The sequence below is a fragment of the Rothia nasimurium genome, from assembly GCF_004569295.1.
In the GTDB taxonomy this organism is placed as follows: Bacteria; Actinomycetota; Actinomycetes; order Actinomycetales; family Micrococcaceae; genus Rothia; species Rothia nasimurium_B.
The window spans coordinates 25,591-49,678 of the sequence record NZ_SPQC01000001.1 but is presented as its reverse complement, the minus strand read 5'-3'; the positions used below and the strand labels follow the sequence as shown (position 1 = coordinate 49,678).

Genomic DNA, 24,088 nt, shown 5'->3' with positions numbered 1-24,088 from the left:
GCCGTGACAGAAACCCCGCGCCCCGACGTCGCCCAGGCTAAGGCCTACGACCTGGTTGTCTCGCTAGGCACCGATCACCATCATTTTGACCGGCTCATCCAGTGGGTTGATGCTTACCTTTCAGACCGGCCAGAGGTTACTGCCCTGGTACAGCACGGCTTCACTGCTCCTCCCCAGCATGCGGACGCCGTCGAGCGCATGCCCCGGGCCGACCTGCTCGACCTTTACCGGGCTACCAAGGTGGTACTGGTTCAGGGCGGCCCGGGCTCAATTCTCGATGCCCGCGAGGTCGGGGCTATCCCTCTTGCCGTACCGCGTGTGGCTGAGCTCGACGAGGTCGTTGATAACCACCAGGTCGAGTTCTCCCGGGTTATGGAGACCCACGGTGAGGCTATCGTTGTTACCAGCCCCGAAGACCTGAGAAACAAGCTGGACGCGGCCTTTGCCGCCCCCGGTTCACTCCGGGGCACCTACCGGGTGCCCGGTAGCGACCAGGCTTCAGATAACCTCTCAGCCGAGCTAGAGGCCCTGGACACAGCCTATAACAGCGGTTTCATCCGCCGGACCGCCCAGATTATTGCCGGATTCCGCTCTCAGTAAGCAAGGTTGCTCCGCGCTTTCGCGCCCTCAAGCACACCCCGTAGAATAGGGCACGACACCTTTATCACCGCCCCTGAAAGAGAGAGCCCATGGCTGTTCAGAGTTCAACCACTATCAACGCTTCTATCGACAACGTTATTCGCGCCTTTGCCGATGAGAACTTCGCTCGCTTCGCCAGCGAAAAGGTGCGTATCTCCTTCGAGTCCTTCTCTGTTGATGGCGACCCCGCCGGTGCCTTCACCGCCACCACCGTGCGCGCTATCCCCGCAGACCGCATTCCCGATATGGCCAAGAAGCTCCCCGGCGTATCCAACGGTGTAACTGTTTCTCAGGTTGACCGTGTCTCAGCTCCCGCAGCAGACGGCTCCCGCACCGTAGTTTCTGAGGTCACTGTCAAGGGTATCCCCGTTACCGGTAACGCAACCCAGACCCTGACCCCTGCCGGTGAGACCACCGAGGTTAAAGTCGACGGTGAGGTCAAGTGCTCCATTCCCCTAGTTGGTAAGAAGATTGCCGCTGCAGCTGAGCCCCAGATTGGCCGCGTCTTCTCAGCCCTGGGCACCAGCGCCGAAGAGTACATCAAGGCTAACTACTAAGAGTCTCTAGATACCAAGGACGCCCCGCCCTCCACTCCCCTTTCAAGGGGAAGGAGGGCAGGGCGTCCTTCGTTATGTCTGGGCTTTTTGCTAGGTCTGAGAAAGGCCTAGGCGGCAGCTGCTACCGGAGTGTTGAGGGCTTCGAGGGCTGCCCGCAGCTTGGTGCTGGAGGTGTGGGCGGTGTAGGGGAAGTAGACTACCTGCACGCTGACCTCAGCGAAGCGGTTTTCTAGGTCAATGCCGCGCTGGGTGCCCTTCCAGTCGTCGCCCTTGAAGAAGGTATTGAAGCGCACCTGCTCCCAGGTTTCGAGCTTGTCGACCACGGTTTCAGCCCGGACTTCGTCTACAAAGTCGATGTGGGAGACGATTTCCATGCGTTCGGCCAGGGGCACGATGGGCTTACGGCCCTTGGTGAGTTCTAGCATCTCGTCGGAGACCACTCCGGCGATCAGGTAGTCGCAGTTCTTTTTAGCTTGGCGCAGGATGTTGAGGTGGCCTACGTGGAAAAGGTCGAAGGCGCCGGCGGCATAGCCGATGTTCATGGGTCCCCCAGGTGTGCGTGTGGGCGCGGTGCGAGCGCGCTAGTACGGGTGTGTTTGTCTTTTAACCCTACGTTATGGTTCGGAGCAGGGTAAGGACGCAGCCGGGGCCACTTTGGGGGACACCCCAGGTCAGAGCATGGTTGGGGTAACAGGAAACCCACCCCCTTGCGCCCGGTAGGGCGGACGCTTGAGGTGGGTTCTGTGCGCTGAGCTGGGATTTTATGCCGGGTTAGACAGCTGCTTCTTTGGTGGCTTCTTCGGCCGCTACCCATGAAAGCATGGCGCATTTCACGCGGGCTACGAACTTGGAGACACCGGCGAAGGCTGCGGCGTCGCCGAGGACTTCTTCGTCGGACTCAATTTGGCCGCGGGAGCGGAGCATTTCGCGGAAGTCATCGACGAGCTGCTGGAATTCCTGGGTGCTCATGCCGGGGGCCATTTCTGAGAGTACGGAGGCTGCGGCCATAGAGATGGAGCAGCCGTCGCCTTCCCAGGAGATGGAGTCGATGGTGTTCCCGTCGTCGTTGAGGATGACGCGCAGGTTGATTTCGTCGCCGCAGGTGGGGTTGTACTGGTGGTTGGTTGCGACGCGGGTTCCGTCTGCGGGGTCGATGAGGCCCTCGCCGGAGCGCTGCTTGGAGTGTTCCAGAATAATCTGTTGGTAGAGCTGTTCAAGGCCGCTCATAGTCGGTGTCCTTCTTTCACGGTGTGGTGGCTAGTTGCGCTTGTCTTTAGTCGGTGTAGCCGAAGTAGCGGCGCACCTTAGCGAGTTCTTCGATGAAGCGTTCTACATCGTCAGTGGTGTTGTAGATGTAGGCGCTGGCACGGGTTGAGGCGGTGATGCCAAGAGCCCGATGCAAGGGCTGGGCGCAGTGGTGGCCTACGCGCACGGCGATACCTTTTTCGTCGAGGAGCTGGCCGACGTCGTGGGGGTGTACGCCTTCGACGTGTACCGAGGTGAGCCCAGCTCGGGGCTGGCCGGCTGCCGGGCCAATGAGGCGGACGCCGGGGATTGAGCTCACGCCTTCGGCAAGGAGCTGGCCGAGCTTGGATTCCCAGGCATGGACCTGTTCCATGCCCAGGTGCTGTAGGTAGCGCACGGCTTCGGCCCAGGCTACGGCCTGGGAGACCCGCTGGGTTCCTGCCTCAAATTTGATGGGGGCGGGCATCCATTCGGCTTCGGTCATGGTGACCTTGGTGATCATGGAGCCGCCGGTGAGGAAGGGGGGCATAGCGTCAAGCAACTCGTTTCGGCCGTAGAGGGCTCCGATACCGGTGGGAGCGAGCATCTTGTGGGCAGAGAAAGCTGCGAAGTCCACGCCGAGTTTTTTAACGTCAACGGGCATGTGGGGCACTGACTGGCAGGCGTCCAGCACGGTGAGGGCCCCAACCTTTTTGGCGAGTGAGACCATGAAGTCGACGTCAGTGATAGAGCCTGCCACATTTGAGACGTGGGTAAAGGCTAGGACGCGGGTGCGGTCGGTGACGATTTTTTCGGCGGCCTCGTAGTCGATCAGGCCCTCATCGGTGACGGGGATGTAGCGCAGGGTAGCGCCTGTGCGGGCTGCCAGAATCTGCCAGGGAATGACGTTGGCGTGGTGTTCCTGCTCGGTGGTGACGATTTCGTCACCCTCCCCCAGCGCAAAGCGGGCGGCGGCGTCCTCACCGATTCCAGCGGACGCATTGCCGAAGGAGTAGGTGAGCAGGTTGAGGGCTTCGGTGGCGTTGGAGGTCCAGACCAGTTCGTTCTCGGCGGCGCCGATGAAGGAGGCGACGGTGCGGCGGGCGTCTTCGAAGGCGTCGGTGGCGTCGACGGCGAGGGTGTGGGCGCCGCGGTGGACGGCTGAGTTCGCGCCGAGGTAGTAGTTACGTTCGGCGTCAAGTACCTGCAGGGGGTTTTGGCTGGTGGCTCCGGTGTCGAGGTAGGCCAGGGGGTGGCCGTTGACCTCGCGGCTGAGGATGGAGTAGTCCTTGCGCAGGTCGGTGACGAGTTCGTTGGTGAGCTCTACTCCGGCGGGAGTGCGGTAGCTGCTGGCCACTGTCTTTGCCTTTCCGTTGGGTACGCCTGGTATAACGGCATGTTTTTCTAGCCTATTCCCTGCCGGGCGGAATTGGTAGTTAGGCTACGCTATACGGCTTTCCTCCCAGTCAGCAGCCTTGGCCACTCTTAGGAAGCTGCGTGGTAGCGCTGCTGGGCAGCCAGCAGGCCCTCTTTAATCAGCGTCTCCGTAGCGTCAGCTGCATTAGAAATGAGGAAGGGCAAGTCCTTCTTCTCCGCGGTGGTAAAAGGCTTCAGCACAAAATCTGCGGTCTGCATCTGGCCAGGAGGGCGGCCAATACCGGTACGAACCCGGTAATAGTTCTTGGTGCCCAGAGCCTTAGTAATATCGCGCAGGCCATTGTGGCCGCCCTCTCCCCCACCGATTTTTAGTTTGATGGAATCAAAGGGGATGTCGAGCTCATCGTGCACCACGATGATCTTTTCAGGGTCAATACCGTAGAACTGAGCCAGCGCAGACACCGGGCCACCCGATACGTTCATATAGGTCAGGGGCTTAGCTAGCACAACTTTCGCACCCCCTACGCCGAGGCGTCCTTCGAGCACCTGGGCTCGTGTCTTACTGTGCTTCTTGAAATTACCGCCCACAGTGTTTGCGAGCTCATCGAGCACCATCTGCCCGATGTTGTGACGGGTTGCTGCGTACTCGGGGCCGGGGTTGCCTAGACCTACAATCAGCCATGCATCTGACATATTTTCGCTTCTCCTAGGACGCAAGAATGCGGTAAGCATACAAAGAGTGTATCGAGTTAAGAGAAGGCCCGCACCGTCGTTAACTACGGTACGGGCCTTACAAAAAGGTGAGCTAGCTATAGAGCTTACTTAGCTTCGTCTACCTGGGCGTCAGCTTCTGCGCCCTCAGGAGCGTTTTCGCCTTCTTCGCCAACCTCGGGTACGTCGAGTTCAGCGGGCTCGGAGATGTTGACAACCAGCAGTTCTGCGTCTGCTACGAGGGTTACGTCGGCGGGCAGTTCAACGTCGGAAGCGTGAACGTGGGCACCTGCTTCGCGGCCTTCGATGTTAACAACCAGAACTTCGGGGGCCTTCAGGGCGTCTGCCTCAACGAGCAGTACGGTTTCTTCCTGGTTTGCAACGGCGCCAACGGCGGGCTCGCCTTCAACGTGTACAGGAACCTCGATTTCAACGCGCTCGCCACGCTTAACGGTCAGCAGGTCGATATGCTGCAGTTCGGGGCGGATGGGGTGGCGCTGGATGTCCTTGATCATGGCCAGGTGTGAGTCACCTTCGATGTCGAGGTCGAGGATTGCGTTGGGGACGCGGGCTGCCAGGGTGGTTGCGTGACCGGGCAGTACGACGTGCTTGGGCTCTTCGCCGTGGCCGTAGATGACGGCGGGAATGTCGCCGGCCATACGGATGCGGCGGGCGTAGCCCTTACCGAAGTCGGTGCGAACGGTTGCGGAAATCTTGATGGTCTCTGACATGAGGGCCATCCTTTCTATGGTTAGTTGTCGATGCGCCAAGTGGTGTAGTGAACTGGCGCCAGAAATCGCTTTCTAACCAGCCACCGTCAGTTCCGGACCTACCGGGGTTTCCCACCAGCATTCCACTGCCTTGGCTTTTGGCTCCACAAATAGAGCCTTCTACAAATTATACAGCAAAAGTACAGACAGAAAACATGGCTAGCGCTAGATTTTTGATTCTTGAGCAATAGCAATCAGATGATTCATACGGCGAGCAACCGTCTGGTCATACAAAATGCTCGACATGAAGTCGATAGCCGATTTCGATCTATCCACAATTTCCCCAGGGTGACCTGCAAGTCTAACAATTTCGCTCACTAGCTTCTGAGTGTCCCCTCTTGAAACCGTCCACCCCAACCCCTGAGCCGCAAGATAGTTTTGGGTTTATATCATATAATTTACTAGAGATATCAGCAATATAATCCGCCCCCCTTCATCACGCTTAAGCGCCCCGAGAAAGCAACTGAAAACCCATCTCAATCCCTCTTAAATATAGCATTTCTTTCTGGGAGCTCAGAAACTCTATGATCAAAGAAAGTAATTGAATTTTTAGTAAATTTTGAATATCTAGAAGCCGCCGCTGGCCCATTAAATTGAACGCCAGCAGACTTCTTAATAATTTTCACTTCTTCAATATACTGACGCACCAGCTCCAGGTTAACTCTTATCCGATCAAGGAAACTTAAGCCAGGGGCGGCAAACTGAATATCACGGCGAATTGAGGGCGTAAACTCAATAAGATATACAAGCCTATGGGACAGCTCAGCAAGCACGTATGAATCAGGCTTCAAGAGAGATAGCACTACTGCAGTTTCTTCAAGACTTTCCAGAAAATTATATGCAGATATTTTTTATATGCAAAATATCCCAGATAGCTTCTCTCTGGGAGAAAGTATTGCCCACCATCTTAGTAGATAGGCGAAGGGTCCACAACAACAATATGCACTTAAATACCTTTCTAGAAAGAAATGTTTTTTATAAGGTTACCGCCTAATATAGGAATTTAGTGCATCTACATGATTTCTGGGTGTAAATCCTGAATCAATTATTTTATTGAGTTTCAACGAGGAATTATTTGGACGCATCGCAAAATATTCAGCACTCGCAAAATATTCAGCTGTCGTCACAGGAGTTACCCGGTCTGCGGAATGCCCTGTAGCCTCAAATACCGCTTTGGCAAGGTCAGCCCAAGTCACGACTTCGCCCGAGTTGGAAACATGGTAAGTACCAAACTCACAGCTGTTCTCTACGAGGTGCAGCATCGCTCCAGCAAGGTCCTCGGTGAAAGTGGGGCGACCGTACTGGTCGTTCACCACTGTGGGGTTCACTCCGCGTTCAGCCAGCGACTTCATAATTTCAATAAAGTTCTTACCGTCGCCCATAACCCAGGAAGTACGCACAATATAGTGGCGTCGCACTGAACGCACGGCTATCTCACCGGCAGCCTTTGACTGGCCGTACACCCCGAGAGGTGCCAGCGGGGCGTCCTCTGCATACTCTTCGCCTAAGGGCAAAGAGCCATCAAAAACGTAATCGGTAGAAACGTGTACCAGAGGGATACTGGCTTCGTCCGCCGCCCTGGCCAAAGCCGCAACGCCACTCGCATTGGCGGCCCAGGCGTCCGTGCGCCCTTCGGGAGTCTCAGCCTGATCAACCGCGGTGTAGGCTGCCGCGTTGATGATGCCGCGTAGCGAACGCCAGCGATAGGCAGAAGCCCAGCTCTCAGGACGCGCCAGGTCAAGTTCCGCGCGAGTCGCAGCAATATAGGGGGTACCAGACGCTTCAAGCTGCTTGACCAGCTCACGCCCCAACTGCCCGTTAGCGCCAACCACCAGCAGGGAGGCAGGAGCAAGGGGCTCTACCTCAGAAAGCCGGGGGTGGTTCTTGTCCTTCTCAGAGAGCTCTGCCTGGTCCAGAGAAATCGGCCATTCAATTGCTACTGTCTCATCTGCAAGGTTAAGGAAGGAATACTCCCCCTGGGCGTCTGCTGACCAGTGGTCATTCACCAGATAGGTGTAGGCGGTGTTGTCCTCCAGGGTCTGGAAAGAGTTGCCTACCCCTCGGGGAACAAAAACAGCGGTATCAGGGCCAAGCTCTACAGTGACGGTCTTGCCAAAGGACTTACCGGCACGCAGATCGACCCAGGCACCAAAAATACGACCGGTAGCTACCGAGACGTACTTGTCCCAAGGTTCCGCATGGATGCCGCGGGTAGTACCTGCTGTTGCGTTAAAGGAAATGTTGTTCTGCACGGGGCCGAAATCCGGCAGCCCCGCAGCAATCATTTTCTCGCGCTGCCAGTTTTCCTTAAACCAGCCGCGGTTATCACCGTGCTGAGGAATATCGATAACGAGCAGACCCGGAATCTCCGTTGTACGGACGGCTAACTCTTTAGGCATTACTGACCTGCCTTAGCGTACTTAGCTTCGACCTCAGCCTTGAGGGGCTCCCACCAGGCGCGGTTATCGGTGTACCAGGCAATGGTGTCTGCTAGGCCCGCTTCAAAGTTGGTGAACTGGGGCTCCCAACCAAGCTCTTCACGTAGGCGGGTGCCGTCGATGGCGTAGCGCAGGTCGTGGCCCGGGCGGTCAATAACGTGCTCAAAGGCGTCCTCGGGCTGGCCCATGAGGCGCAGAATGGTACGCAAAACGGTGATGTTGTTTTCTTCACCGTTAGCGCCGATGAGGTAGGTTTCACCGATCTTGCCTTTTTCAAGGATGGTATGGACGGCTGAAGAGTGGTCAGATGCGTGAATCCAGTCGCGTACGTTCAGCCCCTCGCCGTAAAGCTTGGGTTTGATACCGGCCAGAATATTGGTGATCTGACGGGGAATAAACTTCTCAATGTGCTGGTAAGGCCCGTAGTTGTTGGAGCAATTCGAAATAGTTGCTTCAATACCGAAAGACCGTACCCAGGCACGGACTAGCAGGTCAGAGCCTGCCTTGGTAGATGAATAGGGGGAGGACGGGTTATAAGGGGTACTTTCGGTGAACTTAGCGGAGTCGTCTAGTTCAAGATCCCCAAAGACCTCATCGGTTGAGATGTGGTGGTAGCGGATCTTGTGCTTGCGAACAGCCTCAAGCAGAGTAAAGGTACCAATAAGATTGGTGCGGATAAAGGGGCTAGGGTCATTCAGCGAGTTATCGTTGTGAGATTCGGCCGCATAGTGGACCACAGCGTCCGCCTCTGCGACTAGGGAGTCAACGACGTTCATGTCAGCGATATCGCCCTTGACTAGTTCAAAGCGGTCAGAAGGTAAGCCAGCGAGTGACATTTCGTTGGCAGCGTAAGTCATCTTATCGAGCACTACGACCTTGTTGTCGGTGTTATCCACCAGGTAGTGAACGAAATTAGAACCGATGAAGCCGGCGCCGCCGGTAACAAGAATATTTCCCATAACTTTAACAGTAGTGTCAAATCACCCTGGTTTTGGGTTTCTGGTAGCTCCTAACAATGTGGTGTTCATGCCAGAATGGGAGCATGAAGGGAATTTTACTCGCAGGTGGTACTGGCTCACGCCTCCACCCCATCACGCTCGGCATCAGCAAACAACTGACCCCGGTTTACGACAAACCGATGATTTATTACCCCATCTCAACTCTTATGCTCTCGGGGATTCAGGATATTCTGATAATTACCACGCCCCAGGACCAGAAGCAGTTCCAGCGCCTTTTAGGCGACGGCTCTCAGTTCGGAGTTAACTTCAGCTATCAGGTGCAGCCCTCCCCTGACGGGTTAGCGCAAGCTTTCATTTTGGGTGAAGAGCATATTGGGAACGACTCCGCAGCTCTAGTATTGGGCGATAACATTTTTTATGGCCCGGGCCTCGGAAACCAGCTCCGTAAATATAATGACGTAGATGGAGCCGCAGTTTTTGGCTACCGAGTTGCCGATTCCACGTCCTACGGCGTAGTAGAGTTCGATGATAATTTCAAAGCTCTCTCCATCGAAGAAAAGCCTGCAGTCCCTAAGAGTGATTACGCAATCCCCGGTCTTTATTTCTACGATAACAACGTAGTCGAATATGCGAAGAGTATTAAGCCTTCAGCGCGTGGAGAGCTTGAAATTACTGACCTTAACCGTGTCTATCTTGAGCAAGGAAAGCTCCGAGTAGAAGTTCTTCCTCGCGGAACCGCCTGGCTAGATACCGGAACTTTTGATTCCTTAGCAGATGCCACCAGCTTTATCCGTACCGTGCAAGCTCGTCAGGGACTGTCTATCGGTTCCCCAGAGGAAATTAGCTGGCGTATGGGTTGGATTGACGACGCGCGTCTTGAGCAGCTTGCTCAGCCTCTCCTCAAAAGCGGGTACGGCAAGTACCTGATGCGCCTTATAAAATAAAGAGCCAGACAGATAGCTACGGGCTAGTCATGAGTCTCTTGTATATCCATTTCCGTTTTTGTAGGGTCTATACGCTGTTAGAATTATTTCTGGGGTTCTTGCCCGAACCCTAAGTACACTACACCACTATGTCTTTAAGGCTCCCATGACCATACTTGATTTCGTGAGAATGCTACGCGCTAACCTAAAGCTTCTGCTGATAGGTCTTGTTTTAGGCGCTCTACTTGGTTTTGGCTATTCCTTGTTCCAGCCACGAGTTTATGCTTCTTCTTCCACCGGTTACGTAACCGTAGGGGACGGAGCCGGCATCGGAGATGTTATTTCAGGGTCAACTGCCGCCAAGGAAAAAGCAGCCGCTTATCTTGCGCTGGTTAACAGTGGAGCTGTTGCCGATGAGATTATCGCGGCCAACCCAGAACTCAATCTCACTCGCGGACAAATTCAGGGCAGTCTGTCAGCAACAGTTGATTCGAATTCTGCACTGATTAATGTTTCTGCAACCGCCTCATCTCCTGAAGCTTCCCAGGCTTTGGCGAATAGCTCTCTCGAGGCTGTAGCAAAGGTCGCAAATGATCTTGACGGCTCCAGCGCTGTTCGGGTCATCCCTCTCGAAGATGCTACATTGAACCAGTCTCCCGTAAGCCCAGATACCAAAAAGCTTGTTTTGATGGGAGCCGGTGGCGGGTTAGCACTCGTCTTAGCCGCTGTTCTGTTGCGTCGCACTGTTGATACGAAGCTCCGTACACGCGATGATGCAACCAAGGCAACCGATTCAGGTGTACTAGGTGTACTCCCCATATCTGAAGAGCTCACAGAAGAAAATATTCTTCGAACTGGCAGTGATCATACCGCACAGGAATCTATTCGTCAGATGCGCACCAATCTCCGGTTCGTTAATGTTGATAACCCGCCGAAATCACTCATCGTTACTTCCGCAGAGCCTGGTGAAGGTAAGTCAACAGTTTCAACCTCTATTGCCAGGGCGCTTGCTGACGCTGGGGCACCTGTCATCATCATCGATGCTGACCTACGCCGTCCTACCATTGCGAAGAAATTCAAGATTGATTCGAAAGTTGGTTTGACTCAAGTCCTTGCTGGGCAGGTTGAGTTAGCTGATGCAGTCCGTCAGTTTGAAGACACCCAGCTCTTCATTCTGCCCGCAGGCCGTATTCCTCCGAACCCATCTGAACTTCTCGGATCAGATAAAATGCATCAGCTTATCTCTGAGCTGTCAGGTGAGTTTACAGTTGTAGTGGATGTGCCTCCGGTGCTGCCCGTAACCGATGCTGCGCTTCTCTCCACAGCTGTTGACGGCGTGGTACTGGTAGCAACTGTTGGAAAGACTCGTAAAGAAAACCTTGCAGAAGCAACCAGTAATCTGCGTAAAGTAAGCGCCAGTATTCTCGGTGTCGTCATTAACCGAGCACCTCGCACCGGATTAGGCAATTCCTACTACGGTTTTGCCTATAGCTCCACTGGTGCATACACCAGTTACTACGGTTCTGAGGAGAAGGGCAAGAAGACCTCAAAAAAGAGAAAGAAGAAAAACCAGGCTTCTGCCTAAGCTGTTTGCTTCATCATATATTGGTTTTATGCCAGCCTGCTTGACGTTAGGCTGGCATAAGACTTATCTTCTACTATTGTATTGAGTTGGTCCTATGAGTACTCCCGATGCCCAGCATCTTGATGTTCCCTTAGCTATTCGTATTCAGCTATCCCATGCATATTTTCAGCATCTCGCTAATAGCAACGGAATTGATTTGCTGCACATAAAAGGCTATGCCTTTGCCCAAGAGGTTTATCGCCCCGGCCGCAAAAGTACAGATGTCGATTTGCTCGTCAGACCATCACATCTAGAACGTTTTATTGAACTTGTGCTAGCAGATGGGTGGGAGATTCTTACTCATTTTGAGACAGGTTCAATTTTTGAACATGCTATGACTCTTTACCATGGTTCTTGGGGGTTAGTAGATATCCACCGCTATTTTCCTGGTGTTGGCGATGCAGAAGGTTCCGCCTTTGAAACTCTATGGAAGCAGCGCCGTAGCAAAGATATTGCCAACTACCCTTGCTCCCTACCTTCAGTTGTAGATTCCCGCATTCTAGTGGTTGTTCACGGAGCTCGTTCCACTCATGAGAAAAATCCAGACATAGAGCACTTACGTGAGACTCTGACTCCAGAAGAATGGGGAGAGATGGATCTTAGGGTGCCTCAGCTCCAAGCTAATCTTGCATACGCGGCGGCACTAGGCACTTTAGATCAGTACCGGAATCACCCGGATTACCTACTCTGGAAATCTGTTTCAGAAGACACCCCAGAATACGTACAGTGGAAAGCTCGTATTACCCATGCAAAGGGTCTCCAGAACAAAGCAAAGATCATCGCAAGTATCTTCCTTGTTAACAAAGACCATCTAGCTATGGAGCTTGGCCATGCTCCAAGTCAGCAAGAAATTCGTGAGAAATTTTTTAGTAGGTTTAAGGGCCTTGCCCAGAGTCTAGGGAGAAAATAGTGGGTGCTGTATACAGTAGATGCCCTCATACTGCTTTTGTCATGGGTTTTGAGAGCGAAGACGCTACAGATGATGCCTCATATGTAGCTAATCTTCTGACCTCAAATATTGCGGTGCTCAACGGTTCTAGCGCCATGATATGGGAAATTTTAGAAAACCCAACGACTTCGGAAGACCTAATTTTAGAGATAACTGAAATCTACGGGGTCTCGAAAGAAACTGTTGCAGCGAGCGTACTAGATTTTCTTTATGATCTAAAAGCACAGGGACTAGTAAAAGTTTCAGAAGCTATTATATTAGAAGAAGGAGTCTAAAAAGCTATTCACCTCTGATATACCTATTGTCTTCAGACTTCTATAAATTATCTATTTTCTCTTTAATCTCGCGAATGAATCGCTCTTCGCTAAATTTTTCAACGTGTTTTTTAATTTTGTCCGCTGAAAACTCTTGAGAATTAAATTTCTCGACGGCTTCCTTAATATCGCAGGCACTAGGAGTTTTGATAAAGGTGCCATTCAGGCCCTCTACGATAGTGTCGAGAAACCCTCCGGCACGAAGAGCAATCGTAGGTTTTCCAAAGGCTCCACCTTCTAGGGGAGTTATACCAAAGTCTTCATGCGATACAGCTAGTAAAGCTTTTGCATTTGCATAGGCATACTGCATTTGTTCATCCGAGATATTGTGAGCAAAAGCAATATTGTCAGTACTCATTGCTTTTAGTTCATCTGCCATGGGACCAGCTCCTACAACAAGCAGCTTTTCGTTCATCCCAGCAAATGCTTCTACTGCATGCTGCACATTTTTATAGGGAAGAAGCCTAGAGACAATCATGAAATACCCGTCTTCCATGAAAGTCTCTAGCCCAGGAATAGGTTCTTGTCGCCCATGCTCTCCAATTGAGTAGGGAGGGAAGATAATATCTACTCGCCTACCGTATACATCAAAAATACGCTGTTGAATCGTAGACGAGTTCGCTACATAATTTTTGTGCCTTCTCGCTGCTTTCCTGTCCCACTGGCGCAAGAATGGCCTCATAGCCTTAAACACCCTTGCGATGCTTTTATTGATGCGACTCCCCATATACTGATCCGTCAAGTAAATCCATCGAGCTGGTGAGTGGCAGTAAATGAAACTAGCATCGGGGAGGTCAAACCCATGGGCCCATCCCGTTGTAGATACGATTACTTTTTCCGCCTGAACTTTTATTTTCCCTGAAAAATAGGGAAGGAGAGGAAGCGCTAGGCGGTGATCTTTTCGAAAAATACTTATCTTGTTTAGGGGCGAAACAATGATAGTTGAATTTTTAAATTCAGGATAGGTATTCTCGGGATCGTAGAAGGTCGTATAGATAGGAGCCTCAGGAAATGCCTTATGGAGAGCAAGCACCACCCGTTCTGCGCCGCCACGTTGAGTGAGGTAATCGTGGGCTATAGCGATGGGGTACCGCTCATTAGCCGGGGATTCACTGTTAAGACGCATCGGGCAGCTCTTTCGATTAGAAGGTTTTCTGTGCACGGTATGGGTATGTAGCACCTGCGTAGCTTGCTGATTCTACAACGAGAGAAATAAGTTTTTCTGCGATGGCGGCAGGTATTTTTTCAGCTACTGAATCTACAGCATTACCCATATATTTTACGCTAGTCTCTGTAGATATCTTGGCAAGTGCTTTAACCGCACCCCCCCATAAGCCGTTAGATTCTACAGCCGGAAGAGAGTCAAAGCCATGCTTTTCTAGAAAAATATTACGTGCTGCGCCGGAGAATAGCGCACGTCGAGCTTTTCCAGCTGTTGTAGTAGCAGCAATATGATGCTTAACCTCTAAATCGTAAGCGAGAACGAATTCTGCCCCTACGTCTTTAAGCATCTTCCCCATATCGACATCTTCGAAGCCGTAGAGACGATAGCGAGGGTCGTACCCTCCTACCTGACTGTATAGATTTGCTGGCATAGAGCAATTGGCAGCCCAGAACTTCCAGTGATTACTTTGAGGGGTTAAATACGCATCTTCGCGAAATTTCTGATCTCGGAAATAACCATAGGCTCGCGCGTGTGGTGTATCTGGGTAGAGGTTATGCACCAGTCCCATCACAGCTCGGTTAGGCTTTTCCTTATGGTATGAAAGATGCGTGGCAACGTAGTTAGGTTTCATCTCAATATCATCGTCGCATCTGATAAGAACATCTGCATCAGCAGCCCGATGACCTGCATTGAGCGCAGCTACCCGCCCATGATTTTCTTCAAAGACAATCATAGAAAGGTTAAGGAACCCACGATTGATATAGCTTTGGACAACATCAGCTGATTGATCAATATCGCCGTCGATGACTACAATGACCTGGAAGTCTTTTTCTGTCTGCTGTTCTAGGGCAGTGAGAGGGTAATGCAGCTTAGCAGCTCCACCCCTCGTAGGTATAATAACAGCAGCTGAGTAAGTGCTCATATTTCGATTAGCTTCTTTCGAATGTTTCTAACAGAATACGGAGTCTTTCTTTTCCTGCTTGGGGTGAATAATTTTCATACCACCGCCAATAACTTTTGCCGAGAATTGTATCTAACTTTTCTTGTTCGCCCATTAGAGTCTCAGTAAAACTACCGATTCCCTCTGCAAGAGCTTTACTACTCCCCCGTTCAAGGATCCAAGGGTAGTCTTCTCCTACGATAGAAGGTAGCGCTCCGGAACGAGTAACCAGCAAAGGAATACGAGCGCTCATAGCTTCCACAGCAACTAAGCCAAAAGGTTCCTCCCATTGTGAAGGCATGACGACACAATCTACTTTTTTAAAAAAGTCTTCTGGCTCCACCCATCCCAGATAACTTACATGATCATTAATTTTTTCAAGAGCAGAATCTACCCTACTTTTACTTTCTTCTTTTACAAATCTATTTTCACCCCCCAGAACTAATTCGTATGATAAATCTTTATTCTGGTTAAGCTGAAAAATAGCCTCAGCCAGAAGATCAGTTCCTTTTATCTCAGATACCCGACCCAAGAATCCAACGCGCACCTTTCCGCGGGTCGGCATGTGGCGCGTATCCGGCTGCACTTCTGATACCCAGTTTTCAAATATTTGAGCATTGCGAATGCTATCAGCCATGAATGAGCTCGGAACAAGTACCGCCTGCGCACCTTTTATTGCTACTTTCATGGCAAGTTGTTGAAGCCCAGAAGGCATCTGATGCAGATGGACTATACGCTGCCCCAAACCCGCTGTTGCGAATGAGGGGACTAAACCATTGCACCACAGCAGTTTTTGTTTATTGCGTACACGCCATGCTCGTAAGCCCGCGATATAAGCTTTGCGGTTAGCAGCAGGTATTGTGATAGTAGGAAAGCCCTCATCCTGAGCAGCTTCGATAAGTTCTGCTGGCTGCTTAGGACCTACAATTACAGGTTTATGACCAAGAGACCGAGCGGCCCGCGCAAGATGGAGAAGCATAACTTCCCCCCCACCAATTTCTCCATTATTAGAGGCTATATAAATTTCCATAGTTTATATTTTCCGATTAGCAATCTCTTGATCGTATCCAAAAAGACGTAAATGTCGGTTTTCTTGGGCAGCCATCACCAGCGTGCGAAGAACATATCCCATGCAGATAGCCCAGGGCAAAGTATAGAAGACCTCCCCCAGCCGCAAAGCACAAATTAATAGAGCAACCCCAAGGCCTTGCCCAATAAACTGGTAAAAATTTTGTCCCTCATTTTTGTTTAAGGGGCGCACCGCTATCAGGAGAGTAACTAATGCTATAGCTATAGCCCAGATCCATCCGCCTTCTACAAAAGCCGACCAATAGGAGTTATGGAAAAACCAAGTGCGTTCTCCCTTAAAGTCATACACGTAGGCTTCACCTAATCCCTGGCCAAAGAAACCTGTTTGTTGAACTTTTTCCCAGGACATTTCATCAATCCGAGCACGCAGTATATCCGTACCTGTTCGGTCCCCAAAAACCGCGGCATCCGCAAAGTCCTCCGTTATAAGGCCAATCGCCCACCAAAAAACACCGAGCAAGGCCACCTTTGCAAGCGGAACCAATCGTGGAGCAAGCAAAATCCATAAATAAGCAAACAAAAGAGCGGCCAGTGATGTACGCGATCCAGTTTCCCAGAGCAAGAATGACGAAACGATAAGTACGGTTATCTGCTGCCAGCGTTTTATCAGGGCTGTCATAATGAGCAACGCAAACAGTGCATGGACTAGCCCTGCATAGTTCTTATCGCCTAGGTAGCCTGTGAGATACCCTCCGTAGGTGTCTGGAGCCAAACCAGCAAAAAAGAGCACAGCATTAATAAGCAGTGCTGTTGAGTAGCCAAGAATTGCTGATCGTAAATGAACTTGCCCAACCGCAATAACATATATGAGCGCAGTCATAGCAACTAGACGCAGTAATCGTCTTGTCCAATCAGACGCGTATTCACTAGGGTCAGCAAAGACAGATACGACTGCAACATAGGCCAGTAACAGTCCGAGCACCACAAAAAGTCTTGACCACTTGCTCAGCTCAAAGACGGGCTTACGGGTGACAGCATAACCAACAATCACAAACACCATAAGTTGGTTGAATGGTAACCCTATGCCTGGAACATGCCGGCCATAAATTAGTGATGCAAACATTAAGAACTCAGGCAGTCGTATCTGTGAAGCCTCCGTTTTGGCTCGCTCGCTTGCTTCACGGGCCAGCTCTCCCATGGTTTTCTCACCCACGGTAAGCTTGCCTTGCTCGCTTACACCAACAAATGCCATGTCAGTCCGCCTTCCTATACAAGTCAGCTATTTGCTGCCCCATATCTGTTGTGCTCACCCAGTTCAAGGGTTCGTTAGAAGACTCCTTAGCCTCCAGAATCTTCTGGGCAACAGCTGCAACAGCAGCCTTCCGATTCATTTGGTTCATTGAGGGCACCAGCTCAGAGCCGTCAAGAATCTCCGGGTTACCGCCCACAGCGGTCGCAACAACATTCAGGCCTGCTGCCTTAGCGTCCAGCAGGGTATAAGAGCAGTTTTCCCAGACAGAAAGCTGTACCAGAACGTCCGCCCTGCCCATAGCCTCGATGGGGTCAACGAAGCCGGGGAAGGTTACGGCTTTCTCAAGCCCAAGCTCTGCCACCTGTCGCGTAAGAGCGTCCTTTAGTTCACCAGCACCGGCAATCTCCAAGGCTGCGCCCGGTACCTGCTCGTGAACCCGAGCAAAAGCCTCAACCAAGATATCAAGCCCCTTCTCAGGTGCCAGGCGCGATAGGGACAGCACACGTAGTGCCCCTTCCCCCGCCTCTACACGGTGCGCGGCAACAGCATCGAAGGTTTCAACAACATCAATCCCGTTATACACCGTGTCAACACCGCGAGCGCCCCACTTCCGCCTCATCTGGTCAGCGGTTGAGCGCGAGACAGCAATTTTCCCGTCAGTGCCCCACAGACGTACCCGGTGCACGGTTTCCATCAGACGTGAGCGCCAAGAGGCGCCGTGATAGACCGCATCGTCCCCTGCGATACCGTGCTCTGTGGTGAACAGCGTTGGTACATAGGTTCCACGGCGAACAAGTTTGCGGGCCTTCCGGAGGTTGACGACAGCTGCTACTACTACATCCGCATAGGCCAAGTGTGAGTGGACGATGGCCGGTTTAAGGTCATCAATGAGGATATCTAACGTACGCAAGGACGCCGCAAACCCGGCGTCCGTACCAAAGTCAGCTTCGCGCACGTCCGCCCCCAGCTCCTTGAGTCGCGTTGAAAGAGCACCTGCTGGGCAAAGAATAATCAGGTGATAGCCGGGTAGCCCGGCCTCAGCGAGGTCGCTGATATGCCGGGCTACACCGCCAAATTCGGGTACCGGAACACAGTGCAGCGCTACCGGCAGGCTGGAATTTACAGCCACTTTTCGAGCCTATCGAGTGCGGTGAAGAAGCCTTCGCCGTTGTTGACGTGGCCCTGCCAGATTTCGGGAATGAAGGAGGACTTGGGGGTCAGTTCGCGCAGCTGCTTACCGAGCGCGGCCCAGTCCACGTCGCCTTCACCGACCTGAACGCCTTCGCCGTCCACACCGATACCGTCTACCAGGTGCAGGTGGATGGAGCGAGGGGCGAGCAGTTCAACGGCCTCAGAGAGAGGAATCTTGAGGAAGTTGGCCGCCAGCATGGTGTGGGAGATGTCTAGGCAGAGGGCGGTGTTGTAGGTGTCGGAGAAGTCAGCGGTGTCCTTGGGGTCAAGGAAGAGGTTGTGGTACTGCTGTCCGCCCATGAGCCAGGGATAGGGGGGCAGGGTTTGGGCCGCGATGCGCACGCCTGAAGTGTCGAGCTTGGCCAGGGCCTCGCCGATGCGCTCATACTTGTCGGCACGAGCGGACGGTGCGATGTGGCCGTCCTTGGTGAAGCCACCCATGGTAACGACCATAACCGGGTCGTCATCCACGGTGAAGTAGCGGGTCAGGTCACGGGTGATGTCTATGGTGCGCTGGACCTCTGCGATGGAGCGTTCCCAGGTTTCCTGGTCGCGAGAGGCCAGGTCTACCAAAAAGTCACCGGCGAAGAGATCGGGCAGGTGGGTGGTGAAGGACATGTCGAGCTTACGGTCGAAGACCTCATCGATGTTGACTTCAAGGTCCTTATAGGAGAAGTGGAACTCCAGGAAGTCAGGCTCGGCGTCCTCAATCAGGGGCTTGTAGTCGTGGTAACGAACGGGCAGGCCCCAGGGGCGGTCAAACTTGAAGTCGCGGCGGGTCACGAGGTCGTCCTTCAGGTCGCCCTCGAAGAAGAAGGTGCCGGCTTCGACCTTACGCTGCATGGTGCGGCCCAGAAGCTGGGGCAGGTAGTTGGGCTGCAGGCCGCGGCCGGGTGACTTGACCTCGACGTCCGCCTCGGTCACGACCTCGCCTTTAGCAATGGTGCGGGTAGCAACCAGCGACTTAGCAAGGTTGACGCGGTTCATCAGCTCGCCGGTGGAAACCTCGCGGGGGGCTGAAGTACCGATAGATTCCTCTACTTCACGAATCTGCTGCACCATAGCCTTGAACTCGTCAGGTAGCAGGGAGACGGTGTGGTCGTTACCTTCGAGGGTCTTATCGACAGTGAAGTGCTTTTCAATAATCTTTGCACCGCGGGCAACAGCCGCGATGGGCACATGGTAGCCACGTTCGTGGCCTGAGTAGCCCACCAGGCACTGACCGATTCCAGCCAGGCGGTTCATGTAGGCCAGGTTGACGTCCTTGAAAGGCGCAGGGTAGGTGGATTGGCACTGCAACAGGGCGTAAGAAGCGCCCAGGGAGCGCAGCAGGTTCACCGATTCGCGGATCTCTTCTTCGCGGCTCATACCGGTGGAGACCAGCATGGGCAGACCGCGGGATGCCATATCGCGCAACAGTTCGTGGTTGGTTAGGTCAGCAGAAGCGACCTTGAGACCCTGGATACCGTAGTCAACCAGGGCCTGGACCGAGGGGCCGTCCCAGGGGGTACACATGATGTCCATATCATGCTGCTTGACGTGATCAAAGACCTCGTACATCTGGTCTACGGTCAGAGAGAAACGAGAGAGCAGATCAAGGGTGTACTGCACGCCCAGGTCTTCGCCGGCTGACTTTGAGCCCTTCTGGCGGTAGAGGGCGTCCATGTCACGTAGCTGGAACTTAACGGCGTCTGCACCGGTATCAACAGCCAGGTCAACCAGACGCTTTGCCAGGTCAACGTCACCCTGGTGGTTGTTGCCGATTTCGGCAATAATGAAGGTGGGTGAGTCTTCGGTGATTTCGGTGCGGCCGATACGCAGCACGTTCTGCTCGTCCATGGCGATAGCAACCAGGTGGCCGCGTTCATCTACCAGGGGAAGGTGGCTAATACCCTTGGCAAACTCGCCCTGGAGGTCTGCGGGCTCTGAACCAATAGGGGCGGTCTTAACGCCCTGGTTAGCTACCTCGAGGGCACTAGTTTCGAGGGACGCGGTGGGGTTAGCGATGAGCCAGCGGCGGAAGTCGCCGTCTGACAGGGATCCCTTAAGCACACCCGATTCGTTGACCAGGAAGATAATGCGCTGCCCGTTAGCAGAAATCTTCTGCAGGGCGGTGAGTACCGGGTCCTCAGAGAAAACGATGTAGGCGGTGATATTACGTTCGATAATCATGGTTTTTAGCCTTCGTTTTCTTCTGATGCGAGTGTGATGAGCAGCTGGTGTTCTGCGACGGAGAAGTCGATGGGGGCGTCAATATCTACGCCTTCAACTTCATCAAGCATGAAGAGCTCGATGTTGCCGCCCAGTCGGTTGTGCAGGGTTTCGTAGAGTTCGGTCTTGGTGATGTACATGGAGCCGTTTTCGCGGTACCGGAAGGTCTCACGGGTGAGTTCCTGACGGCGGGGGCGGGCCATGACCTCGTACTGGGCAATGGGAGGCTCGGTGGCAGCCCAGATGAAGGGGCCGATAGGGATGACACCCACCATGGAATCTGATGCAGAGGCAGCGAACTGGCGGATAGCACGGGCCAGGGTGCCGGGTAGGCGGACGGGTGAGGTCGCCTGCAGGAGCATGACGGCGTCCGGACGCTTGCCCTCCGCTGTATAGAACTCGATAGCGTGCTCAATCACCGGTTCGGTGGCGGTGGTGTCTTCCGCCAGGTGAGCCGGGCGCATGAAGGGTACTTCTGCCCCGTGCTGGCGTGCAATACCAGCTAGCTCAGCGTCATCCGTTGATACCACCACGTCAACCAGGTGCTCGCCATCTAGCTCAGCCTTTGCAGCAAGGGCCTGTTCGATGGTCCAGGCAACGAGGGGTTTACCCGCAATAGGTTTGAGATTCTTGCGCGGAATTCCCTTAGACCCGCCGCGAACGGGTATCACGCATAGAACGCGCATCTATTTAAGTTTCTCCTCTAAATATTGTGCAATAGTCTGTGCTGGAGGCCTTGAAGGCACAGCCGGTGCTGGCGTGGGAGCCTCTCCCCACCGACTAAGACCGTACCTATCCCAAAACTCTCTAACCCACGCAGGCGGATTGGGATGATAAACCCAAGCCGGGAATCCCCTAATTGCCGCTTCAAGTACCCCTGTAGAAAAAATTGATACTACAGGGTTAGTCAGCGTGTTTAGGGGCTCGCGACCTCGGTCAATCTCTATACCCACTTTGTCCCATAAAGCATGGGTAAGTACAGACAGTTTGTCCTTTTCGTTAGGGTGAGGTCGGTAACGGGCCCCGGTCTCCTTACAGAATCTGTATCCTGCTTGAGCATATGAAAGTCGAGAAAGCTCGGCTCCATGCATCTGCCCCAGGAATATAGGTAAATCCGCTATTTCGGAATCATCTATACGAGGGGTCTGAGCAGATTCCCATAAAAGTTGCGACCCAACTACGTCATAAGTAACGTCGCCTCGTCCTGATATCCAAAACTCAGCATCAGCTTGGCTAAAAGCAAGAAGGTGGGTACCAGGAGCCAACGGCGGGGCATAGGGGGTATGCAAACCGTGCTGGACGGTAATGAAACGAGCGCCCATACGCTGGGCCAGCCGGTAAGCCGCGCCGCCCCATGCCATGTAGTGCCCTAATGCAAGAACCTGGCGGAGAGAAACTAGTTTATTATAGAGTTCGACCTCATCTAAGCGGGTAACAGCCCACTCACCCTCAGAGAGGTGGGCAGTAACGTCCTCGGGAGCCCACACCGCATACGATTCAGCTGAAAGGAAATGAGCTGGTCGTACCAACGAGCCTAAAGAGGTGGGCGATGTGGAGTCAAGCGCAATAAGAGTCTGAGGGGTTTTACCTACTGTATGTAGATAACCCGATACAGAGGTAGATAAGTTAGAAAGCTCTCTGTGATTGCGTACTCCGGCTGGCACTTCCTTTATCGCAACTTTAGCTCTACGGATAGGATGAGCGTTAGCTTGCCACTTACTCCAACCTTCGAGATCTTCAGGATAAACTAGACCCACAGGGTATCCATTTTCTGTGCACGATGGAAGAAAGTGTGTTCAGCCTGGCTACGTTTGAGACCAGCCGCTCGAATAGAGTCGCTCCAGGTGGGGTCACTGATAATACGCTGGCACAGTTCAATAAGGTCTTCTGTGCTCTGGTAGACGAGCACTTCAGAGCCAACATCATAGAACTCTTCAACATCTGGCCTGTCAATCAGCTGAAGGCCATTCATACCAGGCACCTCAAAGGTACGCATAGCTAGACCAGCCTGTAGACCGTGAATGTTAAGTGCAGCAGCAGCAGACGCCTGAACTTCATAAGCCTGCGCCAAGGTGATATCTCGCTCAGAAGGAATGTTTGGACGTTTTATTTCCCAGGTACGCAAACGGTCGAAGGGGTGATGGGACCATGCACGGCCGTAGGCTCGTACCGGAACCCCAGAATTTGATAGTTTGACTATCATTTCTTCCCGGTTTTTATACCGTGACCCTACGAATACAATCTCGTTGTTTCGTTTTTGTGGAAAACCAGCTAGAGCCGGATCATAGCCGTTGGCGACAAAATGCGCGTTTATTCCATCTGAAGCGAGTTCCTCAGCTTCCGTACGGGCATAACTAACTACCAGAGGTAACTCCTGTAAGAATTTCTTGGTGTAGCGACAGCGCTTGAGATCATCGTATAGCCAAAGGATGTAGGGAATTTTGCGGTCTGCAACAGCCTGCCAAAAGCTATCCCCTAAGGCGTCACCTTTTATAACAATAAGCTTGTCGGGACTAAGGTTACGGAGAACTTGCAGGGCTTTAGCAGTAGCCGCTTTTTCAGCAGCTTTTTGCCCGTCGAAGCCAACCTTTGAAGGGAGCTCGTAGAGGGCTTTATTGCGCAGCTTGTCCTTGACGGTGTCGAAGGCGTCGTAGCGGTGTACCGTTACATCGTATCCTAGTTGAGTGAAGCCCTCTGCGATGGAGTAGCAATAGCCATGGAAAGCAGGGCTAATGATGAGAAGTTTCTCTGCCATTTATCGTTTGCTTTCTGCTTTCTGCTTTCTTGATGTAGGTTAGTTCTTCGTGGAGAGTCATGTAAGGAGTAACAGTCCGGTTGCGGACCGCACGGATGGAATTAAAGAGGAAATTGCCAATAGATACAATCCTCAAGGCAGTAGCCAGATGCTTACCTTCAATCCACTTTGAGTTGTAAATAAAGCGAGAGTCGAGAACCCATTGACGACGCTGGACAGAAGCTCCAGATGAGCCGCCACCTACGTGTTCTATTACTATATCGCCTCGAAAGATACGTCTGATACCATGGGTGGCGAGCCTGCGCTGCAAGTCAACTTCTTCGCTGTTCATGAAGAATCGTTCGTCCATCCCTCCGACTGTATTGAAGTCTTCTCGGCGAATCATCATACAGGCACCCATGAGCCAATCAGGTTCTGCCCGTTTGCCAGTGGTACATGCTAAATCGTGACCAGCCATTGCATGCCAAACCCTGGTGGGCCGGAAGCGAGCTACTGGGGTGAACCATTCCCAGGCGTGGTGACGCGTTTTGGGGAAGAATCGGCCAACCCACTGTGACTCGTTGTCATGCCCCACGATGTGAGGAGCAACCATAACCCCCCTTCCCCCATAAAAAGCTTGTTCTTCCTCTGCTGCTTTACAGATATCATCAATAAAACCGTCAGGCAGGGTTAAATCACTGTTAAGGATAAGCACCCATTTACCTTCAGCAACAGCAACACCCGTATTGACGTTGACGCCGAACCCACCATTGAATTCGCGACGAACAGTAGTTACACCGCTGAGTTCGGGAAAAGGTTGCGGAGAGGCATCATCAGAAACAATAATCTGCACCGAAGCCACAGACTCCTGCGCCTGAATCTGATCCACAAGGTTTAAAGTATCTGCCGGATCTCCATAAAAAGGTATGACGATTGACAGATCCACCATATTATTATCCATCGAAGTCATCCCCCCTCAGAATTGACACACTATAGAAAAATTGAAAATTTCAATACCATTCTATCAGAATTTCAATATTTTTCCAATCTTAAAAATGAAATCTAACCCCATAAACAAATA

General features: G+C 52.5%; 24 protein-coding genes. 6 read left to right on the top strand and 18 right to left on the bottom strand.

The genetic code is table 11. From position 1 onward, the window contains the following. Positions 1–3 precede the first annotated feature (3 nt). Together E4U03_RS00240 and E4U03_RS00235 are read left to right on the top strand one after the other, a co-directional pair. Positions 4–600 carry a glycosyl transferase gene (locus E4U03_RS00240; protein WP_135010996.1) on the top strand — a complete coding sequence of 199 codons (597 nt, stop codon included), beginning with the start codon at positions 4–6 and terminating at the stop codon, positions 598–600. 89 nt (positions 601–689) lie between these two features. Next, complete coding sequence (locus E4U03_RS00235) at positions 690–1,196, top strand: DUF2505 domain-containing protein (RefSeq protein WP_135010995.1); 507 nt, start codon at positions 690–692, stop codon at positions 1,194–1,196. 107 nt (positions 1,197–1,303) lie between these two features. On the opposite strand, the gene E4U03_RS00230 is transcribed toward E4U03_RS00235, so the two are convergent. The 9 genes from E4U03_RS00230 to rfbB all read right to left on the bottom strand — a co-directional run bounded on the left by E4U03_RS00230 (position 1,304) and on the right by rfbB (position 8,675). Beyond that, complete coding sequence (locus tag E4U03_RS00230; protein WP_135010994.1) at positions 1,304–1,738, bottom strand: adenylyltransferase/cytidyltransferase family protein; 435 nt, start codon at positions 1,736–1,738, stop codon at positions 1,304–1,306. 229 nt (positions 1,739–1,967) lie between these two features. Then, positions 1,968–2,423, bottom strand: coding sequence for a Fe-S cluster assembly sulfur transfer protein SufU (gene sufU, locus E4U03_RS00225; protein ID WP_135010993.1), 456 nt, complete (start codon positions 2,421–2,423; stop codon positions 1,968–1,970). Between the two features lie 46 nt (positions 2,424–2,469). Beyond that, complete coding sequence (locus tag E4U03_RS00220; RefSeq protein ID WP_135010992.1) at positions 2,470–3,777, bottom strand: SufS family cysteine desulfurase; 1,308 nt, start codon at positions 3,775–3,777, stop codon at positions 2,470–2,472. Between the two features lie 128 nt (positions 3,778–3,905). Then, complete coding sequence (gene pth, locus E4U03_RS00215) at positions 3,906–4,490, bottom strand: aminoacyl-tRNA hydrolase (protein ID WP_135010991.1); 585 nt, start codon at positions 4,488–4,490, stop codon at positions 3,906–3,908. Positions 4,491–4,615: 125 nt separating this feature from the next. Then, entirely contained in the window at positions 4,616–5,239 is a 624-nt protein-coding gene (locus tag E4U03_RS00210; protein ID WP_135010990.1) for a 50S ribosomal protein L25/general stress protein Ctc, read from the bottom strand. A gap of 204 nt (positions 5,240–5,443) precedes the next feature. After that, positions 5,444–5,596 (bottom strand): hypothetical protein, encoded by a 153-nt coding sequence (locus E4U03_RS12695; protein ID WP_167752206.1) that lies wholly within the window; start codon positions 5,594–5,596, stop codon positions 5,444–5,446. A 158-nt stretch (positions 5,597–5,754) separates the two neighbouring features. After that, positions 5,755–6,081 (bottom strand): hypothetical protein, encoded by a 327-nt coding sequence (locus E4U03_RS00205; protein ID WP_135010989.1) that lies wholly within the window; start codon positions 6,079–6,081, stop codon positions 5,755–5,757. Between the two features lie 180 nt (positions 6,082–6,261). After that, a complete protein-coding gene (gene rfbD / locus E4U03_RS00200) occupies positions 6,262–7,677 on the bottom strand; it encodes a dTDP-4-dehydrorhamnose reductase (protein ID WP_135010988.1) in 1,416 nt (471 codons plus the stop codon). Continuing rightward, positions 7,677–8,675 (bottom strand): dTDP-glucose 4,6-dehydratase, encoded by a 999-nt coding sequence (gene rfbB, locus E4U03_RS00195; protein WP_135010987.1) that lies wholly within the window; start codon positions 8,673–8,675, stop codon positions 7,677–7,679. Before rfbB ends, rfbD begins: the two co-directional genes overlap by 1 nt. A gap of 83 nt (positions 8,676–8,758) precedes the next feature. Here rfbB and rfbA point away from each other — a divergent pair, with 83 nt between their 5' ends. The 4 genes from rfbA to E4U03_RS00175 all read left to right on the top strand — a co-directional run bounded on the left by rfbA (position 8,759) and on the right by E4U03_RS00175 (position 12,446). Continuing rightward, positions 8,759–9,619 (top strand): glucose-1-phosphate thymidylyltransferase RfbA, encoded by an 861-nt coding sequence (rfbA, locus tag E4U03_RS00190; protein WP_135010986.1) that lies wholly within the window; start codon positions 8,759–8,761, stop codon positions 9,617–9,619. Between the two features lie 145 nt (positions 9,620–9,764). After that, positions 9,765–11,183: a polysaccharide biosynthesis tyrosine autokinase gene (locus E4U03_RS00185; protein WP_135010985.1), complete on the top strand. Its 1,419-nt coding sequence runs from the start codon at positions 9,765–9,767 to the stop codon at positions 11,181–11,183. 94 nt (positions 11,184–11,277) lie between these two features. Next, positions 11,278–12,132, top strand: coding sequence for a nucleotidyltransferase family protein (locus E4U03_RS00180; RefSeq protein WP_135010984.1), 855 nt, complete (start codon positions 11,278–11,280; stop codon positions 12,130–12,132). After that, positions 12,132–12,446 (top strand): PqqD family protein, encoded by a 315-nt coding sequence (locus E4U03_RS00175; RefSeq protein WP_135010983.1) that lies wholly within the window; start codon positions 12,132–12,134, stop codon positions 12,444–12,446. The genes E4U03_RS00180 and E4U03_RS00175 overlap by 1 nt, the downstream gene beginning before the upstream one ends. A 40-nt stretch (positions 12,447–12,486) precedes the next feature. Here E4U03_RS00175 and E4U03_RS00170 read toward each other — a convergent pair whose 3' ends face one another. The 9 genes from E4U03_RS00170 to E4U03_RS00125 all read right to left on the bottom strand — a co-directional run bounded on the left by E4U03_RS00170 (position 12,487) and on the right by E4U03_RS00125 (position 23,968). Beyond that, the gene (locus tag E4U03_RS00170) at positions 12,487–13,611 is read right to left on the bottom strand and encodes a glycosyltransferase (RefSeq protein WP_135010982.1); all 1,125 of its coding nucleotides are present in this window, start codon (positions 13,609–13,611) and stop codon (positions 12,487–12,489) included. 16 nt (positions 13,612–13,627) lie between these two features. Beyond that, positions 13,628–14,572, bottom strand: coding sequence for a glycosyltransferase family 2 protein (locus E4U03_RS00165; RefSeq protein ID WP_135010981.1), 945 nt, complete (start codon positions 14,570–14,572; stop codon positions 13,628–13,630). Between the two features lie 7 nt (positions 14,573–14,579). After that, positions 14,580–15,620 carry a glycosyltransferase family 4 protein gene (locus E4U03_RS00160; protein ID WP_135010980.1) on the bottom strand — a complete coding sequence of 347 codons (1,041 nt, stop codon included), beginning with the start codon at positions 15,618–15,620 and terminating at the stop codon, positions 14,580–14,582. Positions 15,621–15,623: 3 nt separating this feature from the next. Beyond that, positions 15,624–16,871, bottom strand: coding sequence for a hypothetical protein (locus E4U03_RS00155; RefSeq protein WP_135010979.1), 1,248 nt, complete (start codon positions 16,869–16,871; stop codon positions 15,624–15,626). A gap of 1 nt (position 16,872) precedes the next feature. After that, the gene (locus E4U03_RS00150) at positions 16,873–18,000 is read right to left on the bottom strand and encodes a glycosyltransferase (RefSeq protein ID WP_135010978.1); all 1,128 of its coding nucleotides are present in this window, start codon (positions 17,998–18,000) and stop codon (positions 16,873–16,875) included. Continuing rightward, complete coding sequence (locus E4U03_RS00145) at positions 17,991–20,234, bottom strand: N-acetylneuraminate synthase family protein (protein WP_135010977.1); 2,244 nt, start codon at positions 20,232–20,234, stop codon at positions 17,991–17,993. The genes E4U03_RS00150 and E4U03_RS00145 overlap by 10 nt, the downstream gene beginning before the upstream one ends. 5 nt (positions 20,235–20,239) lie before the next feature. Next, a complete protein-coding gene (locus E4U03_RS00140; RefSeq protein WP_135010976.1) occupies positions 20,240–20,959 on the bottom strand; it encodes a cytidylyltransferase domain-containing protein in 720 nt (239 codons plus the stop codon). Between the two features lie 1,061 nt (positions 20,960–22,020). After that, positions 22,021–23,028, bottom strand: coding sequence for a CgeB family protein (locus E4U03_RS00130; protein WP_135010974.1), 1,008 nt, complete (start codon positions 23,026–23,028; stop codon positions 22,021–22,023). Next, a complete protein-coding gene (locus E4U03_RS00125) occupies positions 23,003–23,968 on the bottom strand; it encodes a glycosyltransferase family 2 protein (protein WP_135010973.1) in 966 nt (321 codons plus the stop codon). Before E4U03_RS00125 ends, E4U03_RS00130 begins: the two co-directional genes overlap by 26 nt. Positions 23,969–24,088: the final 120 nt, after the last annotated feature.

Bases quoted from the DNA above. Each gene is read 5' to 3' on its own strand.
- E4U03_RS00235 (WP_135010995.1), top strand. From the start codon at position 690: ATGGCTGTTCAGAGTTCAACCACTATCAACGCTTCTATCGACAACGTT.
- E4U03_RS00230 (WP_135010994.1), bottom strand. From the start codon at position 1,738: ATGAACATCGGCTATGCCGCCGGCGCCTTCGACCTTTTCCACGTAGGC.
- sufU (WP_135010993.1), bottom strand. From the start codon at position 2,423: ATGAGCGGCCTTGAACAGCTCTACCAACAGATTATTCTGGAACACTCC.
- pth (WP_135010991.1), bottom strand. From the start codon at position 4,490: ATGTCAGATGCATGGCTGATTGTAGGTCTAGGCAACCCCGGCCCCGAG.
- E4U03_RS00210 (WP_135010990.1), bottom strand. From the start codon at position 5,239: ATGTCAGAGACCATCAAGATTTCCGCAACCGTTCGCACCGACTTCGGT.
- rfbD (WP_135010988.1), bottom strand. From the start codon at position 7,677: ATGCCTAAAGAGTTAGCCGTCCGTACAACGGAGATTCCGGGTCTGCTC.
- rfbB (WP_135010987.1), bottom strand. From the start codon at position 8,675: ATGGGAAATATTCTTGTTACCGGCGGCGCCGGCTTCATCGGTTCTAAT.
- rfbA (WP_135010986.1), top strand. From the start codon at position 8,759: ATGAAGGGAATTTTACTCGCAGGTGGTACTGGCTCACGCCTCCACCCC.
- E4U03_RS00185 (WP_135010985.1), top strand. From the start codon at position 9,765: ATGACCATACTTGATTTCGTGAGAATGCTACGCGCTAACCTAAAGCTT.
- E4U03_RS00180 (WP_135010984.1), top strand. From the start codon at position 11,278: ATGAGTACTCCCGATGCCCAGCATCTTGATGTTCCCTTAGCTATTCGT.
- E4U03_RS00170 (WP_135010982.1), bottom strand. From the start codon at position 13,611: ATGCGTCTTAACAGTGAATCCCCGGCTAATGAGCGGTACCCCATCGCT.
- E4U03_RS00165 (WP_135010981.1), bottom strand. From the start codon at position 14,572: ATGAGCACTTACTCAGCTGCTGTTATTATACCTACGAGGGGTGGAGCT.
- E4U03_RS00160 (WP_135010980.1), bottom strand. From the start codon at position 15,620: ATGGAAATTTATATAGCCTCTAATAATGGAGAAATTGGTGGGGGGGAA.
- E4U03_RS00155 (WP_135010979.1), bottom strand. From the start codon at position 16,871: ATGGCATTTGTTGGTGTAAGCGAGCAAGGCAAGCTTACCGTGGGTGAG.
- E4U03_RS00145 (WP_135010977.1), bottom strand. From the start codon at position 20,234: ATGATTATCGAACGTAATATCACCGCCTACATCGTTTTCTCTGAGGAC.
- E4U03_RS00140 (WP_135010976.1), bottom strand. From the start codon at position 20,959: ATGCGCGTTCTATGCGTGATACCCGTTCGCGGCGGGTCTAAGGGAATT.
- E4U03_RS00130 (WP_135010974.1), bottom strand. From the start codon at position 23,028: ATGGCAGAGAAACTTCTCATCATTAGCCCTGCTTTCCATGGCTATTGC.
- E4U03_RS00125 (WP_135010973.1), bottom strand. From the start codon at position 23,968: ATGGATAATAATATGGTGGATCTGTCAATCGTCATACCTTTTTATGGA.